The following is a 16,933-nucleotide window of genomic DNA, read 5'->3' as shown; positions in this document are numbered from 1 at the left end:
TTTTTTCATGCCTACTCGTTTCATGCATACTGCTAATATGCCTTGAAGCTTATTGACAAAGGATTCACCCTGTGTGAGTATATTTAACATACAATATGATCCATGAACATATCAGACATTATAAGCGAAAGGTCGGATTGCCTTGCACTGGACTGAGCAGGAAAAGGAAAAACTCCTGATTACCGTGGCCGCTAACCTCGCCCGTGAACGAAGAGCACGCGGACTCAAGTTGAATGTTCCCGAAGCCATCGCCTTGTTGACCTCCGAACTGATGGAACGAGCACGGGATGGAATGAGTGTTGCCGAATTAATGAGATACGGAGGCACCATCCTGACACGTGAAGACTGTATGGATGGTGTTCCCGATATGATTCCTGAAGTACAGGTAGAAGCCACATTTCCTGACGGTACAAAACTGGTTACTGTACATGAACCTATACGCTGAGAAAGGCAGGAGAAAACATGATTCCTGGTGAATACCGTTTGAAGCCAGATGACGACATCATCTGTCATCCGGATCGTTTAACCCTACGACTCCTTGTCCTTAACCGCGGCGACCGCCCCGTCCAAGTCGGCTCTCACGTTCACTTCTATGAAGTTAATGCAGCACTGGACTTTGATCGCACGTCAGCTTTTGGACATCGCCTGCACATTCCGGCAGGCACCGCAGTTCGCTTCGAACCCGGTGAAGAGAAACCTGTTGAACTCACGACCTTTGGCGGCAAACGCCAGATTCACGGGTTCAACGGATTAACCGAAGGCTCTGCGGATCAAGCCCCCGATCCAGTGAAACTGGAGGCATTCCTGAAGACGTTCTCCCCTCCCATACAAGATGGAGGTGAACCCTCATGAAACGAATGAGCCGTGAACAATACGCGTCCATGTTTGGACCAACAACCGGCGATGCCGTAAGACTTGCGGATACCGAACTATGGGCAGAGATTGAACATGATTATGCCGTATATGGAGATGAGAGCAAGTTTGGGGGCGGCAAGGTTATCCGCGATGGGATGGGCCAGTCTACTACTGCTCTGCGAAGCGACGGCACCCCTGATACTGTCATCACCAACGCTATCATTATCGATCATTGGGGCATTGTAAAAGCGGATATCGGCATTCGAGATGGTCACATCTGCGCCATTGGCAAATCCGGCAACCCGGATACAATGGATGGTGTTCATCCCGCACTGGTCATCGGTGCTTCCACCGAAATCATCGCTGGTGAAGGCATGATTGTAACCGCTGGCGGCATTGATACCCATATTCATTTCATCTGCCCACAGCAGATTCAGACTGCGTTATCCTCCGGGGTCACGACCATGATCGGCGGGGGAACAGGACCAGCAACAGGAACCAAAGCCACCACCTGCACACCAGGAGCCTGGCACATCCACCGGATGCTGGAGTCCGCAGAAGCTTTTCCCATGAACATCGGTTACCTTGGCAAAGGCAACAGTTCCAGTACCGCACCTTTAATTGAACAGATTGAAGCTGGGGTAATCGGCCTGAAGCTACATGAAGATTGGGGCACTACCCCGAGCGCTATCGACGCTTGTCTGACTGCCGCCGGGGAACATGATGTTCAAGTGGCTATCCATACCGATACATTGAACGAAACCGGATTTCTCGAAAACACCTTGGCTGCAATCAACGGCCGGACGATCCACACGTACCATACGGAAGGCGCTGGTGGCGGACACGCACCGGATATTATCCGGGCCGCTGGGGAGTCCTACGTTATCCCCTCATCAACCAACCCAACACGACCGTACACACGCAACACTGTAGAAGAGCATCTCGATATGTTGATGGTGTGTCATCACCTGGACCCTTCCATCCCGGAAGATGTCGCTTTTGCGGATTCGCGGATTCGTCCCGAAACAATCGCAGCCGAAGACATTTTGCATGATCTTGGCGTGTTCAGCATCATCAGTTCCGATTCTCAAGCCATGGGCCGAGTGGGCGAAGTCATTATCCGCACCTGGCAGACAGCCGACAAAATGAAAAAACAGCGCGGCAAACTTGAGCTCAACCCGAATTCTCCCTCCGATAACGATCGGATCAAGCGATATGTCGCCAAGTACACTATCAATCCAGCTATCGCTCACGGAATCGGTCACCTCGTCGGTTCGGTGGAAGTTGGCAAGCTGGCAGATCTAATCATATGGAAACCGGCTTACTTCGGTGTTAAACCCGAGATTGTCATTAAGGGTGGCATGATCACATTTGCCCAGATGGGTGATCCCAATGCGTCCATCCCGACACCTCAGCCGGTATTTGGCAGACCGATGTTCGGAGCCTATGGTAGCGCCATTGCCAGCGGATCGATCACCTTTGTCTCCCAAGCCGCAGCAGAAGCAGGGATCAAAGAGTCATTGGGCCTGAAAAAGCGGGTTGAACCCGTTAAAGGCTGTCGCTCAGTCAGCAAAAAAGACATGATTCATAACGACGTCACCCCTGTCATTGAAGTCGATCCTGAAACCTACGAGGTACGCGCCGACGGCGAGCTACTCACCTGTGAACCCGCAGACGAGTTGCCTATGGCACAGCGGTACTTTATGTTCTGATAGGAATACGGATTAGCTGATAAGGGGGCACTCATGATGAACAGTGGCACGAAGCTACTCCGTTATGTTCAGCTGCTGGATTCGGCCCTGCCCATCGGTGGTTTCTCCCATTCCTTCGGTCTGGAAGCTTACACGCATGATGGCACCGTGCAAAATACCGCGCAGCTTGAACAGTTTATTCGCAGCCAGCTTCATTCCAGTCTTGTACGACTAGATGGTCTTGCCATCAAAGGCGTCTATCAGGCGATAAAACAGCAAGATGCCGCTCTACTTGCCCTGTATGACAAACGTGTCCACGCCCAGCGCTCCCCTCGGGAACTCAGGGAAAGCGGCCACAAGATGGGAAAACGACTGCTCAAGCTGGCCCGTTCACTCTATCCATGGATGGACTTTTCCCTAATTGATGAGGCTATCCGGGAACATGGCGCGTATTGCGGCATCACGACCATTCACGGTTATATTAACTATCAATTGGAGATTGAATTGGATGAAGCCGTTACCGGGCATCTGTATACCTCAGTGAACGCTTATGTGAACAGCGCACTTCGCCTGCTGCCCATCGGACAAACCGAAGCGCAGATGTTGATTCAGAAACTGCTTGATGATATCGAAGCGGAATGGGCTCTCATGCGGGACAATGACCCGGAAGATATGCACAGCTTCGGAATCGCCCAGGAAATCTACGCCATGCGGCATGAGACCTTACCCGCGCGGCTGTTTATGTCTTAACATCAACTTTTATATAACCAAGGAGGAATTGTTATGTGTGGAGGAGCTAATCATACGCATCATCCGGAGTGGGAACGTAAGGCATTTGATCGGAGTCGTCCGATGCGAATTGGAATTGGTGGACCGGTAGGTTCAGGTAAAACAGCCCTTGTGGAGAAGCTGTCCAAGGCACTACGTACACGTTATAGCCTTGCTGTCATCACGAATGACATTTATACCAAGGAAGATGCCGAAATCTTGCTGCGTCAGAATGCACTGGCACCAGAGCGTATTATTGGCGTCGAGACAGGCGGATGCCCGCACACGGCTATTCGTGAGGATGCCTCCATGAATTTCGAAGCAGTTGACGAGTTGATTGAACGCTTCCCGGATCTGCAACTGATCTTCATCGAGAGCGGCGGCGACAATCTCTCCGCTGCATTCAGTCCGGAACTGGCTGATGTGTTCATCTACATTATCGACGTTGCTCAAGGAGAGAAACTCCCCCGCAAAGGCGGTCCCGGCATAACGCGTTCAGATCTGCTGTTAATCAACAAAACCGACCTCGCCCCTTACGTTGGTGCAAGCCTGGAAGTTATGAAAAATGATACCGAACGGGTACGCGAAGGCCGCCCTTATGTCATGTCTAATCTAATGAGCGGTGAAGGTGTATCCGAGATTGTCCACTGGCTTGAACATCAATATATGGATGACGATGCTTCCGCTGCACATCTGCATTCACACAGCCATGAACATGGCACTCACTCGCATTAATTCATCTTCTGTCCCCACGGGAACAGAGATAAATGGGAATGAAAGTGCAGGTGCGCCCGTCACACGCCGCAGCGAGCTTCGGGCCACCTTTGCCTTTCAAGGCGACCGGACTGTCATGACTGATCGTTATTACAGCGCACCACTCCGGTTTAGCCGATCCTTTCGACCTCCCGGAGGAGGAACCGAATTATGTGTGTACACGTCAGACGTCTCGCCTGGAGTCCTTAACGGGGATCTTTATCATTCCGAGTGGGAATTAGGCGAAGGCACCCATGTCATGCTGAGCAGCACATCTGCTACCAGACTTCATCCTACACCTTCCATTCCCTCATCCGTTAATCATCACTTTCGGTTGGGAAAAGGGGCCACGCTGGAATACTTCCCTGAATGCGTCATTCCCTTCAAGGGAAGTTCTTCTTCGCTCACTGTAACCTTTGAGCTGGAAGAACAGGCAATCCTGGCCTATGCAGATATCTGGTCTGCCGGACGGATTCATCGGGGAGAAGCGTTCCAATTCGAGCGTTACCGCAGCTTGACGGAGATATGGCAAGGTGAACAACTGGCTGTCTGGGATCGATTCGGACTCGAACCGGATACCGATGATCCCAAACACTCAGCGTCTCTCCTTCACTACACACATACCGCTGCGTTATGGATGATTGCCCCAGGTCTTGGTACTGCGGAGTTGGAGCAAGTCAGATCTGCGCTGCCACCAGATGGGCGAATGCTCGCAGGTGCAAGTTTGCTGGCAACCGGAGGCATCGGCGTACGACTCCTTGGCATGGCAGCTTGGGAACTTCAGGAGCAGTGTCTTCAGATCTGGAACACACTCCGCCCACATCTGCTGGGCAAAGAAACTCTTGTCTTTCGTAAATAAGGGCATCAAGCATAGTTAACACCAAAAAACCTCTGAACTGTCTCCGAGTGTGTTCGGATTAGTCCAGAGGTTTTTGTACATTCAGTCTATGGATGTTGCTCATATCACTTACGCTTCGTTTTCCTCAGAATCGTTCTCTGATTTGTTCTCAGGTTTATAGCGATAGTCGCCAGCATCCTTACTTTCCTTGGATTTACGGTAACGGGTGAACTCAATATATTCGCTGATAAAAGACTGTTCCACAGTCGATAATTCACTTTCTTGGCAATTCAATTGCCGCAAAACGTCAAAAAAATAATCCTCCCGTTTTTCCCGAACCATCGCTTCCTTCGATGGACGTCCAATCATGAGCCAGTCAAGGCTCACATCAAAAAACGAAGCAATCTCAATTAATTTATTCGTACTCGGAATAGACTTGCCACGTTTCCAATCACCCAGATTGCCTGTGCTAATCTTCAGCTGTTGGCAGAAAGCCTTCTTGGTCATTCCTCGTTCGGCAATCAGGTGTTCAATTCGCTCATAGATCGACTGCATACAAGAACCGCCTTCCAACCGTAATAATCAACTCATCTGCTTGAATTATACCACATTATTCCTGAATGCTCAGCCTTTATATGCCTGGAATAGGATGAGATATATCGTATAACACAAAGATAGACTCCCATGAATGATCATAGAAGTCTATCTTATGTTGTTGCTGTGATGCGGTCGAGAGGACTCGAACCTCCACGGGTATACACCCACTACCCCCTCAAGATAGCGTGTCTGCCATTCCACCACGACCGCATATTCAATTGTAAAAATGGTGAGCCATGAAGGGCTCGAACCTTCGACACCCTGATTAAAAGTCAGGTGCTCTACCAACTGAGCTAATGGCTCTTGCTGTAAACTTCACCGGATGTGCCATGCTTCATTTTTGTCTATAAGAGCAATGACTTTGAGGATTACTCATCGAAAATGTAGATCTCATGAGGTGGTGAAGATATGACCCGTAGGGGATTCGAACCCCTGTTACCTCCGTGAAAGGGAGGTGTCTTAACCCCTTGACCAACGGGCCTTAATAACAAGTTGTCTTTCTTGGCGACAAGAATGAGTATACCACAGGACAATTTGAACTTGCAATACTTTTTTTAAAATTTATTTTTCAAGCCTTTTTGCCCATTGCATACTCTTCTTCAGAGCCCCGTTATTAGCCACCTCCCGTTCATGCCAATGTCATCCCCGTGCAGGAACAATGTAAACCATCTATCAAAACACTTATAAAAACTTACGTTCACTTATAATATTGCAAATCACATTAAGAATACTTATAATTAAAGTATCAGTATAAGTACGGTCATCCATATACTCGGAGGTGACATGTTTGTTTCAAGAAGAACGAATGCAGCTCATTGTTGAACATCTACGCAAACACAATCGCATCTCAGCCGATGATATTGTCGCCTTGTTTGATGTATCACGGGATACTGCACGCAGGGATCTGATTAAGCTTGAGGAACAGGATGCCATTATCCGAACACGTGGCGGCGCGATTCTCCCCCCTCCTCCGCAAGAATTCAGATCCTACAAAGACCGTTTACTCGATGTATCTGAGGAAAAGAGGGCCATCGGCAAACTCGCTGCGGCCATTGTAAGGCAAGGCGAGATCATTATTCTGGACTCTTCCACGACTGTGCAGGCCTGTGCCGAGAACTTAAACGGCAAATCCTGTACCGTCATTACCAATTCGATTCATTCCGCTGATCTTCTCTCCAATCACACTGCTGTCCAGATTCGTTTGCTCGGAGGCAAAGTAGATAAGGAACAACGTTATGTCTACGGTACCTCTGTTATCGAGACCCTCTCCCACTATTATGTAGATAAAGCCTTTATCGGAATTGGCGGTATCACCATGGATGGCTTCAGTGCTTCCGAAGAGGAAGGGAAAATTAAACACCAAATGATGAAAGCTGCCAAGAAAGTTGTTGTTCTTGCAGATCAATCCAAGTTTGATAGACGTTATGGTTATCGTTTTGCCGACTGGTCGTTGGTGGATGTATTGATTACGGATCAATGGCCAACCAAAGAATGGCTTGTTTTTCTAGCCGAACAACAGGTTGAGATTCTCATTCCTGAACCAACAGATGATAAGGAGTTGTAAATATATGAAATTATTTGCCACAGATTTAGATGGAACTTTGTTGAACATAGATAGCCAGATTAGCCCGGAGAATGCCGCAGCCATCCAAAAGGCCCAGCAATCCGGTATGAAAGTTACCATCGCAACAGGACGTGTCTATTCCGATGTTGTGACCATCAGCCGCGAAGGCGGAATCAAAACCCCAATTATCGGCTCCAACGGAGCGACAATTCATGACGCAGACGGTGAACGTTTATTCCATCTTCCGCTCGAGCGTGACACAGCAGCTTCCGTCATGCAGTGGCTGGAAGATCATGATGTCTATTATGAGGCTTCAACACAACAAGGCATCTATGCCCCGCGTAGCAGTCATGAGACCTTGCTCGCCGAAATGGAACGTGTTCTTGGTTCAAACCCTGGTGAGGACATTGCACGCATGATTCGCTCCATCAAGAAACACTATGACAAAAAAGACTACCACCGCGTAAACAGCCATCTCGAAATTCCAGCAGAAGCCTACATCTATAATATTATGGCCTTCTCCATGAATCCGGACAAAGTAAAGACAGGACGAGAATACTTCTCTTCCCGATCTGATGTCGCCATGGTTGTATCCTTTGAGCATAACTTCGAAATGCAGCACCCGGACGTATCCAAAGGTAATGCCCTAACCAAACTGGCGGCTCACCTGAACATATCCATGGAGGATACCGTAGCTATTGGCGATAACTTCAACGATGTCTCCATGTTAAAAATGGCAGGACTCGGCATCGCCATGGGTAATGGCGAACCCGAAATCCAGGCATTAGCCAAAGCCATAACGCTGACCAATGTGGAGCATGGTGTTGCCCATGCCATCGAGTGCCTGCTTGAAGGTAAACCGGTATCCCGCCCAGAAACGATTGTCGGGGAAGGTCAGTAATTGGACCCATACTGAATTAAGTACTGAACCTGCATGATCACCTGTTGATCCATGCAGGTTCTCTTCATTTTAACTCCGCAGATCGAACGTGAGGCACGTCCTGTAACAAAATAATCAGTTGCTCGCCCCGGTATGAACCCGGTAGTTGCAACGTGAACTCAAGCACAGTCTCTTCCACGGAGTCTGTGCTTGTTTGCTGTTCAGTCTTAAATCCGATGACCGAGATCTTCTCCTGTCCCAGCAGTGCCAAAACAGTCTTCAGGGCCTCTCCCTCATTTTGCAGATGGATGGTTAACGTCTCTGTTCGAGCGGATACCAGCCAGCGTGTAGGTCTATGCAGTAACATCTGTGCCACGACAATAAGCAGTGTCACGCCCGCACCCGTCCAATACAGACCTGAACCCACAGCAAGTCCCATGCCTGCCGTAGCCCATATGCCAGCCGCTGTGGTCAATCCCCTGACCGTGTGACGCTGTGTGAAGATCATCCCGGCTCCAATGAACCCCACACCGCTAACGACTTGTGCAGCAATCCTTGACGGATCAAGAGACAGATTGGCCCAGCCAGCCTGATCCTGAAATCCGTACTTCGATACAATCATCATCAGGGCAGCACCAACGGCGACCACAAAATGAGTACGGATACCCGCTTCTTTCATTCGATTCTTGCGCTCATATCCGATTAGCACACCACATATTCCAGCTATGAGTACACGCATCAAATATTCCACTTCCATGCACATCACCTCTTTCATTATGTATATGCTTACATGAGTCTATCTTTACTATTACCCAATCTTTACATGACTAATAAAGAACTTCTACTCAGGTCAATTCTCTGCCCGGAAATTTTCCCCTTGTCTCTTGCCCAATCCGAAATAATGTCTGAAATTATATATCAGCGGATGCCATTCCTCCGGATTAATCTTGTTCGGTCCAGATATTAGTCTGGTGTGTGCGTGCACCTTCAACGCTTTCACTTCAACAATCGCCATGAACGGTGTATGTTCGGGAATACGTATGTGTTGTACAGCTGCTTCAACCTGGAGCGGACATTCAACTATTTTATCTGGAGCCACCTGAACCGAGCATTCAGATGTCAGTCCAGCTACAGTGAATTTATCATGACAATATTCATAGCCCATCTGCCTTTTCTCCTCAGGAACCGGGTTAACTCCCGTATAACGACCCAATGCCTCAACCTGTCTCCACATGGTCGCATCTGGTAAATTAATCACACACTCCGGGTGTCGACTCAGATTTTCATAGGCTTTGCCCTGTGTCCCTAGACCGAGAACCAGACAATCCCCCAGTGCCCAAGACGAGGATAATGGTGACAGGTTGGTTGATCCATCCTCATTTAATGTGCTTAGCAGCACTACAGGCGTACCATAATATAAAATACTGGGATTCATCGTCTCATGTTGAATCACTTCTGGACTCGCGGACAACTGCTCTGTAGCAAAGTCCTGTTTCGTTATCTTTTTCATCCTGTACCTCTCCTGTTCCCATTCCAATAATTTATAAGCTCAATCTGACCCATATGGGACGATACAACTCGATTGTAATACAGTAATAGTTCAGGTATGATCGAAGTATGAATGTATATCCGAATATTACTGTTATTGCGTCGTTAATCGCTGATCCAAGCCGCGCTATTTTTCTGTCATCCTTACTTGATGGCCGTGCGTTGCCTGCAGGAGAGCTTGCTCATATGGCAAGTGTCACTCCCCAGACGGCAAGCAGCCATCTAGCTAAACTCGTAGAGGGAGGATTACTCGAAGTTGAACAACAAGGACGCCACCGATACTACCGTCTTGCAAACAAAGAAATTGCTAATCTGATTGAAAGCATGGCCAGTATTGCTCCGCCTGTACAGATCCGCTCTCTCAAACAATCCGATCAGCTTCAACAACTGAGTCATGCACGGACCTGTTATGGTCATCTGGCCGGGAAATTGGGAATCTCGCTCTGTGAAGCCTTAGTACAAAAGGGGTATCTTTCAGACCCCGAAGAGGCACACAGCAAGGATTATCAAGTTACAGAGAAAGGAATACAGTGGTTCACTACGTTTGGAATTGAACTTCAGATGAAGCCGGGATCACGCCGTGCCATCGCTCGCAAATGTCTGGATTGGAGCGAACGCCGTCATCATCTCTCAGGTATGCTTGGGGAACAACTCAGACATCGATTAGCGGAACTGGACTGGATTCGTCAAAAAACAGGAAGTCGCTCTGTCGAAGTAACGGAAGCAGGCAAGAAAGGTTTATACGAGGTGTTGAGCATCACACTTTAAGCAGAAGCATATACAAGGGATAACCAAAGATCAGTAAACGCAAAAAATCCCCTTCACACTGACCGTTAACCGGTCTAATGTGAAGAGGATTTTTTGTGCAATCAGAACGGAGAAAGAGGAGTACTCTCACTTCGTTCGAGACTGCGAAGTATTGCTAACGAAGCTTATGCTCCGACGAACCTTTAGGGTTCTCATCCCTTTGCAGAGAAGTTTAATTCAGAACGGAGAGAGAGGGATTCGAACCCTCGCACCGCTTACGCAGTCTAACCCCTTAGCAGAGGGTCCCCTTATAGCCACTTGGGTATCTCTCCAAGAAATGGCTCCCCGAACAGGGCTCGAACCTGTGACAACTCGATTAACAGTCGAGTGCTCTACCAACTGAGCTATCAGGGAAAATTAACTTGAATAAGATTAATCTATCATGATTAATAATCCAAGTCAACAGACCTGTCAAGATTTCCTAATTGTATTGCTTTCTTCCTCTCAGAAGGAAGAGATCATCGCCAGTTGGGTAGTATTTTGGATCATGTCCCTGTCTACTCGTGGAAGGCAAACACTTACTTTGAATACGTCTCCATCCACTTGTATTCCCATAGAACCTTCATGCAATTCAACAATGCTTCTGGCGATGGACAAGCCTAGACCTGAACCCTCCGTTGAACGGGAACGGTCCCCACGCTTAAAACGTTCAAAAATCTCATCCGATGAGAACTCCATCTCGTATGCGGATACATTTTTGATCGTGAACTCCAGTTGATTTCCTTGTTCGATCAGTTCAATATAGACCCTGGATTGGGGCAGACCATATTTCAAAACGTTTCCCAACATATTCTCCATAACACGCCACATCCGGCTGCCGTCCACCATTGCGTATAAAGGCTCAGTCTCCTCTCGAATCCTTATCTGTAACTCTGCCTGCTCGAACGAATCAATATATTCTGCTACAGCCTGTCGAAGTAACTCCCCCATGTCTATCTGTTTTAAATGAAGTTCCACATCTCCGCTCGCCATTTTCGCTGCTTCAAATAAGTCCTCCACCAACAAACACAGACGCTGCGTTTTCCGCTCCAGAACTTGAATGTATCCAGCCTTCTCCTCCTCTGTGCCCTCATCGCGCTTAAGCAGATCGATATAACTAACCAAAGAGGTTACAGGTGTTTTCAGATCATGAGAAACGTTAGCGATCAACTCGGATTTCATACGCTGGCTCGTAACCTGTTCTTTCATTGCATTCTGGAGCCCTTGTCTCATTCCGCTCATCTGTGTCACCAATGGTTGCATTATGCCTGTTACATGCTCTGGGAACTGCACATTGAACCGGCCTTCTCCCATTTCCTTAGCCGCTTGCGTAAGTTGCTGCGCCACATGAATCAGTTGAAACATACTATATACCAAGAAAACACTAATCAGAACTGTCAAAAACACAAATGGAATGACCATTGAAGACTTAATGGACGCGAGAGAAATAACCGCTAATTGCATAAGACATTGCACCATACATAATAAGATTAAACGCTGAATTCTTTTTTTGTCAGTCGGCTCGCCTTGCTCCAAAATCTTTTTCACCAAACTGTACCATTTCCATACCCATATCTCGTTTCGTATTGGCCTATGGCTGGACATATTCCCGATATACCGGACAGCCCCCCTTACATGCACACCAACAAACCACACTCCGAGACCAGCGATGAACATGCCTATAAAATAAACAAAAATATCATTTATCCATCGACGAGTGAAAAAGTAAGGAGTTATCCCATAATCTGAAGTCACCCCGTTTAGTACTTTTAACAGTAGAAAGGACCCTATACATAAGGTAATAAAATGTGCATCCAAGGAAAGTTTTTCACTCCACCAGATTGTCACCTTCCGATATTTGCTATTCTCAGGCAAAGGTATACGATTTGCAGTCACAAGTAACGCCGTACCAATGACTAAGAGCAGGATCAAAGGTATAACACCAGATACATTCCAATCTTTATAAATGAATCGAATCTCATACCTCAATGAAGCAAGCTTCATAAACACCAGTGTAAAACAAATCATCGCTGCTATCCGAACTCCGTAAGCCAGCATATTATTCTTCCAGTTTGTAACCAATACCCCACACCACCTTTATATATTTGGGCTCTCTGGGATTAAATTCAATCTTCTCACGGATTCTGCGGATGTGAACAGCGACTGTATTTTCCGGTTGAAAGGCAGGCTCTTTCCATACACGTTCATAGATTTCATCAATAGCAAAGATCCGGCCCTTATTCTCCATAAAAAGCCTAAGTATGTGAAATTCGGTTGGCGTCAGCCTAACATCTTCTCCTTCCAAGGTCATTGTTTTCTTCTGTTTGTTATATACCAGGCCACGAACCTGAATCTCCTGTTCTGCATCTTCGGAACTTTGATGTATCTGCGCACCCAGGCCGGTGAAGCGTCGTAACTGGGACTTTACCCTTGCCATAAGCTCCAATGGGTTGAATGGCTTGGCTATGTAATCATCCGCACCGATGTTCAAACCTACGATTTTATCATAATCCTCTGTTCTGGCAGACAACATTATAATTGGCACATTAGAGGTTTCACGAATTTCCAGTGTCGTCTGCAGTCCATCCAATCCAGGCATCATAATATCCATAATAATGAGCTGAACAGAATGAGCCTGGAGCTTTTGCAATGCCTCTTCCCCATTCGACGCCTTGTAGACCCCGATTCCTTCACTACGCAAAAAAATTTCGATCGCATTGCTGATATCGGGATCATCATCAACAACTAATACACTGTGGGCCTTCAAAGGGTCACTCCTCCTTTTCATTTAAACTGGATTATGTGGACTGATGAACAGTTTACATCAGATAAATGACAGGAAATCCAACAAAAGATTTACAAATTTCTTAAGATCCATCCGCTCTATACTCCAAAACAAAATTACTATATGTCGTGAAGCCCCAGTTTTCCCGCGCAACGGCCACAACGATAACGCTTCGGATCTATTTTCCGCTTGCGCAAATATTCCGTACCACAGCTCTTGCACACCAGCTTATAACGATATGGCAGCGGCTTTCTGCCTTTGCCGTCAGGAAGTGATTGGCAGTAACGCGAACCGCCTACCTTCTGCAATAAAGCCTTGAATTCCGGGTCACGATGCTGATAGCCGCGCCCACGAATATGCAGATGATAGTGACACAGCTCATGCTTGATGATTTTCTCAACCTCATCTCGCCCATAGGCTTCGAGTTGATGCGGATTGATCTCAATCCGGTGACTTTTAAGCATATAACGCCCACCCGTCGTGGTCAGGCGACTGTTAAACAACGCTTCATGGGTGAACGGCACTCCGAAATGATCCAGTGATACCTGTTCAATCCATTGTTGCAATTCCTCATTTTCCATCGATATCCTCTCCTTGCACCCCCTCGGAGCATTTGTTTTTCCGGTATAATACTTGAATTTTAACCGTTTCGTAGGCTACACTGTCAAGTAGAATGTATGAGGGGAGATTATTACTCGTTATGCCTACAATGCGCTATGTCATCCTGCAGCAGGAACAACACTTGCAGTTCGTGGAAATGCCCGCAGATTACGCCTATCAACTCAGTGCGCTCAACCTGCGCCTGCACAAGGAAATTGATAAACTCACTGCAGCAGATGTCCCTGTCCTGCCTTGGGCGATCGCCGAATGTGACAGCCTCGATCTCCTAAACGAAAATCTTACTATCATCGGTGGCCTTGATTATATCAATGCGCTTGAAGAATCTTTTGCAGTATTACGTGAAAGCCATTATCCCTTGATTTCTCTGCTTACCGAAATCCGAGCTCTTCAGGCCCAATTGGAACAATGGTATGAAGAAGAGATGGAAGCTCTCTAATTCACCACAGTTATCATTTTATAATGATGAGAACAAAAAGCACATCTCCCTGAATTGGGATTTGTGCTTTTTTTTGAGTGAACAAGATTGATTTGCCGGAGGCCTCCACTTATCCCGCACAGTCCAGGCTATTGCCACATATGCTAACGTACAGATGAATTATGCAAGAGGAGGAGATACCCTTGCCTCAATGGCTTTGCAATCAACTGATGCGTGCATTTCACAAAAAGGACAGCCGGCAAATCAAGTTGCTGAACGAATGCTGGTTCTTTTATCGTAACAAACCAGCAAATGGCACACCACGCAGCGCGGAGAACGAACTTTAAGAGGTAGTTCATAAAAGTCTGCATCGGATTACGAAGGATGGCCTTTTGAACACGCACTTTAAGAAAATGCACATATTGCCCACCGTACTTACTAGAGGAATTAGAACGGATAACGGGACTATTACTGTCGACAACAAACAGCCTTCCTGGTTAGGGAAGGCTGTTCTCCAATCCTACTATTTAAGAAGACTGTTGCGCAGAAGCAGGCTTCTTCATCGTCAGGCCGACACGGCCTTTTTTGGTATCCACACTCATAACCCAGACCGTTACATTATCCCCGACAGACACAACGTCCATCGGATGTTTAACATACCCATTGCTGAGCTGTGAAATATGGACAAGCCCATCACTCTTGATCCCAATATCAACAAAGGCACCAAAATCAATAACGTTCCGAACCGTACCTTGCAGCTCCATGCCTTCCACCAGATCCTCAATTTTCAATACATCTGTACGGAAGATTGGCAACGGCATTTCTTCACGCGGGTCACGCCCCGGACGCTGCAAGCTGTCCAGAATGTCACGCAATGTAGGCACACCTACGTCCAGTTTCACAGCCAATTGTTCTGGCTGTTGCTCTGACAGTAATACCGACAGTTCCTTGCTGCCCAGCTTGTCCAGTGCAACCTGAAGCTCCTTGAACAGCTGATCCACTACCTTGTAAGACTCAGGGTGAATAGGTGTACGGTCCAGCGGGTTCTCTCCCTCACCAATACGCATAAATCCTACGCACTGCTCATAGGTTTTGGCACCCAGACGTGGCACCTTCTGAAGCTGACGGCGGTTCGTAAACCGGCCATTTTCTTCACGGTACTTCACAATGTTTTTGGCAATCGTAGCGTTAACTCCGGCAACATATGACAGCAACGAAGGTGATGCTGTATTCACATCCACACCCACATGGTTAACTGCGGATTCCACGACAGCCTTCAGGCTTTCTTCGAGAATCTTCTGGGATACGTCATGCTGATATTGACCCACGCCAATGGCTTTTGGATCAATCTTAACCAACTCCGCCAGCGGGTCTTGTACCCGGCGAGCAATGGAAGCTGCACTGCGCTCCGCAACATCCAGATCAGGGAATTCTTCCTGGGCCAGCTTGGATGCAGAATATACACTCGCGCCTGCTTCGTTAACAATCAGATACACAAGACTTTCATCACCGTTCTCCTGAATGATCTCGGCAACAAATTGCTCCGTCTCACGTGATCCGGTACCATTACCAATGACGATCAGTCCGATATCATATTGCTTGATCATCCGATGGAATACTTCCGCAGCTTCACGTTTCTTGTTGTGTGGTGGCGTTGGGTAGGTCACAGCCACTTCCAGCAGTTTGCCCGTATCATCTACTACAGCCAGTTTACAACCGGTACGATAGGCAGGATCGACACCAAGCACACGTTTGCCGTGAATCGGCGGTTGAAGCAACAGGTTACGCAGATTGGCCGAGAATACCGATATGGCCTGATTTTCACCTTTTTCCGTAAGTTCTCCACGAACTTCACGCTCGATGGAAGGCGCAATCAGCCGCTTGTATGCATCTTCAATCACATCACGCAGGATATCCTGCACGGCAGAAGCACCACGAATGATCTGTCCTTCCATATGGCGATGGGCCGGTTCTGCCTGTACGTCCAGGCCGACTTTCAGAATACTCTCACGTTCACCGCGATTAATCGCGAGAATACGGTGTGGAGGCATCTTTTTGGCTAATTCGCGGTAATCATAATAATTCTCGTATACGGACTCTTCTTGAGCATCCTTCGCTTCTGAAGTCAGCATCCCGTGATCCAAGGTGTACCGACGAATCCAGGCACGAATGGCAGCATCGTCTGCGATATTCTCCGCGAGAATGTCTTTGGCTCCCTGAAGCGCCGACTCCGCATCTTCTACACCCAATTCAGCATTGATATATTTCGCAGCTTCCTGAAGTACATCTCCTTGTTTCGGTTGACCCCAGATCCATACAGCAAGGGGCTCAAGACCTTTTTCTTTTGCCACACTGGCACGCGTTTTCCGCTTCTGACGGTAAGGTCGATACAAGTCTTCCACTTCCTGCAGCTTCACAGCTTGCGTAATGGATTGCTTCAGTTCTCCGGTCAGTTTGCCCTGTTCCTCTATAATACGGATGACTTCCAATTTGCGATCCTCAAGATTGCGCAGATAAACAATGCGTTCTTCAATCGATCGCAGCTGGTTCTCATCCAGCTCTCCAGTCATTTCTTTACGGTAGCGGGCGATAAATGGAATCGTATTGCCTTCGTCCAGAAGCTCCGACGTTGTGCGGACCTGCTTCAAGGACAGTGACAGTTCCTTGGCTACCTGTTTGATGATTCGTTCATGGCGTTCTGCCTTTATTGTTTCTTCATTGGGTTCCAGAACCGTTTCCTGTTCAGACAAAATAAATCCCTCTTTCCTTCCTGAATCGTTCGTTACAATCATTTCAGGGCAGCTTTGCTGCTGTAATTACAGTATAGTTGAA

Annotated in this window: 18 protein-coding genes and 5 tRNA genes; 11 read left to right on the top strand and 12 right to left on the bottom strand. The window is 47.6% G+C overall.

Translation table 11 applies throughout. The features are described 5' to 3' along the window. Window positions 1-142: 142 nt before the first annotated feature. Genes AC1DE7_RS00410 through AC1DE7_RS00385 form a run of 6 tightly spaced genes read left to right on the top strand, consistent with a single transcriptional unit; the run spans window position 143 to window position 4,926 of the window. On the top strand, window positions 143-445 hold the full coding sequence (locus AC1DE7_RS00410; protein WP_076209470.1) for an urease subunit gamma: 303 nt from the start codon (window positions 143-145) through the stop codon (window positions 443-445). 17 nt (window positions 446-462) lie between these two features. Further along, a complete protein-coding gene (locus AC1DE7_RS00405; protein ID WP_036610844.1) occupies window positions 463-852 on the top strand; it encodes an urease subunit beta in 390 nt (129 codons plus the stop codon). After that, window positions 849-2,567, top strand: a complete 1,719-nt coding sequence (gene ureC, locus AC1DE7_RS00400; protein ID WP_036610857.1) for an urease subunit alpha — start codon at window positions 849-851, stop codon at window positions 2,565-2,567. The genes AC1DE7_RS00405 and ureC overlap by 4 nt, the downstream gene beginning before the upstream one ends. Before the next feature lie 36 nt (window positions 2,568-2,603). Continuing rightward, the gene (locus AC1DE7_RS00395) at window positions 2,604-3,296 is read left to right on the top strand and encodes an urease accessory protein UreF (protein WP_477533522.1); all 693 of its coding nucleotides are present in this window, start codon (window positions 2,604-2,606) and stop codon (window positions 3,294-3,296) included. Between the two features lie 33 nt (window positions 3,297-3,329). Further along, the gene (gene ureG, locus AC1DE7_RS00390) at window positions 3,330-4,049 is read left to right on the top strand and encodes an urease accessory protein UreG (RefSeq protein WP_017690021.1); all 720 of its coding nucleotides are present in this window, start codon (window positions 3,330-3,332) and stop codon (window positions 4,047-4,049) included. After that, window positions 3,967-4,926, top strand: coding sequence for an urease accessory protein UreD (locus AC1DE7_RS00385; RefSeq protein WP_155985074.1), 960 nt, complete (start codon window positions 3,967-3,969; stop codon window positions 4,924-4,926). The genes ureG and AC1DE7_RS00385 overlap by 83 nt, the downstream gene beginning before the upstream one ends. A 108-nt stretch (window positions 4,927-5,034) precedes the next feature. Here the strand turns inward: AC1DE7_RS00385 and AC1DE7_RS00380 are convergent, their stop codons facing one another. The 4 genes from AC1DE7_RS00380 to AC1DE7_RS00365 form a co-directional block, all read right to left on the bottom strand. Next, on the bottom strand, window positions 5,035-5,460 hold the full coding sequence (locus tag AC1DE7_RS00380; RefSeq protein WP_036610863.1) for a helix-turn-helix domain-containing protein: 426 nt from the start codon (window positions 5,458-5,460) through the stop codon (window positions 5,035-5,037). Window positions 5,461-5,629: 169 nt separating this feature from the next. Beyond that, window positions 5,630-5,712 (bottom strand) — tRNA-Leu (locus tag AC1DE7_RS00375). A gap of 17 nt (window positions 5,713-5,729) precedes the next feature. Further along, window positions 5,730-5,805, bottom strand: a tRNA-Lys gene (locus tag AC1DE7_RS00370). 106 nt (window positions 5,806-5,911) lie between these two features. Then, window positions 5,912-5,983, bottom strand: a tRNA-Glu gene (locus AC1DE7_RS00365). 306 nt (window positions 5,984-6,289) lie between these two features. Between AC1DE7_RS00365 and AC1DE7_RS00360 the strand changes: the two genes are divergently transcribed. Both AC1DE7_RS00360 and AC1DE7_RS00355 read left to right on the top strand, forming a co-directional pair. Beyond that, window positions 6,290-7,066, top strand: a complete 777-nt coding sequence (locus tag AC1DE7_RS00360; protein ID WP_017690024.1) for a DeoR/GlpR family DNA-binding transcription regulator — start codon at window positions 6,290-6,292, stop codon at window positions 7,064-7,066. A gap of 4 nt (window positions 7,067-7,070) precedes the next feature. Further along, window positions 7,071-7,967: a Cof-type HAD-IIB family hydrolase gene (locus AC1DE7_RS00355; RefSeq protein WP_338708032.1), complete on the top strand. Its 897-nt coding sequence runs from the start codon at window positions 7,071-7,073 to the stop codon at window positions 7,965-7,967. A 64-nt stretch (window positions 7,968-8,031) separates the two neighbouring features. On the opposite strand, the gene AC1DE7_RS00350 is transcribed toward AC1DE7_RS00355, so the two are convergent. Together AC1DE7_RS00350 and AC1DE7_RS00345 are read right to left on the bottom strand one after the other, a co-directional pair. Further along, window positions 8,032-8,703: an MgtC/SapB family protein gene (locus AC1DE7_RS00350; RefSeq protein WP_091033649.1), complete on the bottom strand. Its 672-nt coding sequence runs from the start codon at window positions 8,701-8,703 to the stop codon at window positions 8,032-8,034. Between the two features lie 93 nt (window positions 8,704-8,796). After that, window positions 8,797-9,456: a flavin reductase family protein gene (locus tag AC1DE7_RS00345; protein ID WP_477533521.1), complete on the bottom strand. Its 660-nt coding sequence runs from the start codon at window positions 9,454-9,456 to the stop codon at window positions 8,797-8,799. A gap of 107 nt (window positions 9,457-9,563) precedes the next feature. On the opposite strand from AC1DE7_RS00345, the gene AC1DE7_RS00340 reads away from it, so the two are divergent. Beyond that, entirely contained in the window at window positions 9,564-10,262 is a 699-nt protein-coding gene (locus AC1DE7_RS00340; protein WP_282319061.1) for an ArsR/SmtB family transcription factor, read from the top strand. A gap of 222 nt (window positions 10,263-10,484) precedes the next feature. Here the strand turns inward: AC1DE7_RS00340 and AC1DE7_RS00335 are convergent. The 5 genes from AC1DE7_RS00335 to AC1DE7_RS00315 all read right to left on the bottom strand — a co-directional run bounded on the left by AC1DE7_RS00335 (window position 10,485) and on the right by AC1DE7_RS00315 (window position 13,646). Next, window positions 10,485-10,573, bottom strand: a tRNA-Ser gene (locus tag AC1DE7_RS00335). A gap of 6 nt (window positions 10,574-10,579) precedes the next feature. Beyond that, window positions 10,580-10,655: transfer RNA gene (locus AC1DE7_RS00330), tRNA-Asn, on the bottom strand. Between the two features lie 90 nt (window positions 10,656-10,745). Further along, window positions 10,746-12,362 (bottom strand): sensor histidine kinase, encoded by a 1,617-nt coding sequence (locus tag AC1DE7_RS00325; protein ID WP_477533520.1) that lies wholly within the window; start codon window positions 12,360-12,362, stop codon window positions 10,746-10,748. Continuing rightward, entirely contained in the window at window positions 12,340-13,047 is a 708-nt protein-coding gene (locus AC1DE7_RS00320) for a response regulator transcription factor (protein ID WP_127551303.1), read from the bottom strand. Before AC1DE7_RS00320 ends, AC1DE7_RS00325 begins: the two co-directional genes overlap by 23 nt. A gap of 137 nt (window positions 13,048-13,184) precedes the next feature. Beyond that, window positions 13,185-13,646, bottom strand: coding sequence for a SprT family protein (locus AC1DE7_RS00315; protein WP_017690031.1), 462 nt, complete (start codon window positions 13,644-13,646; stop codon window positions 13,185-13,187). A gap of 119 nt (window positions 13,647-13,765) precedes the next feature. Between AC1DE7_RS00315 and AC1DE7_RS00310 the strand changes: the two genes are divergently transcribed. Both AC1DE7_RS00310 and cmpA read left to right on the top strand, forming a co-directional pair. Continuing rightward, entirely contained in the window at window positions 13,766-14,122 is a 357-nt protein-coding gene (locus AC1DE7_RS00310) for a hypothetical protein (protein ID WP_047842018.1), read from the top strand. Window positions 14,123-14,304: 182 nt separating this feature from the next. Next, window positions 14,305-14,448, top strand: coding sequence for a cortex morphogenetic protein CmpA (cmpA, locus tag AC1DE7_RS00305; protein ID WP_017690033.1), 144 nt, complete (start codon window positions 14,305-14,307; stop codon window positions 14,446-14,448). A 180-nt stretch (window positions 14,449-14,628) separates the two neighbouring features. On the opposite strand, the gene AC1DE7_RS00300 is transcribed toward cmpA, so the two are convergent. Next, complete coding sequence (locus AC1DE7_RS00300; RefSeq protein WP_036611182.1) at window positions 14,629-16,851, bottom strand: Tex family protein; 2,223 nt, start codon at window positions 16,849-16,851, stop codon at window positions 14,629-14,631. Window positions 16,852-16,933 lie beyond the last annotated feature (82 nt).

The organism is Paenibacillus sp. 10L310 (assembly GCF_056395745.1).
Note: the sequence above shows the minus strand (reverse complement) of the source record. Positions and strands in the feature narration are given on the sequence as shown.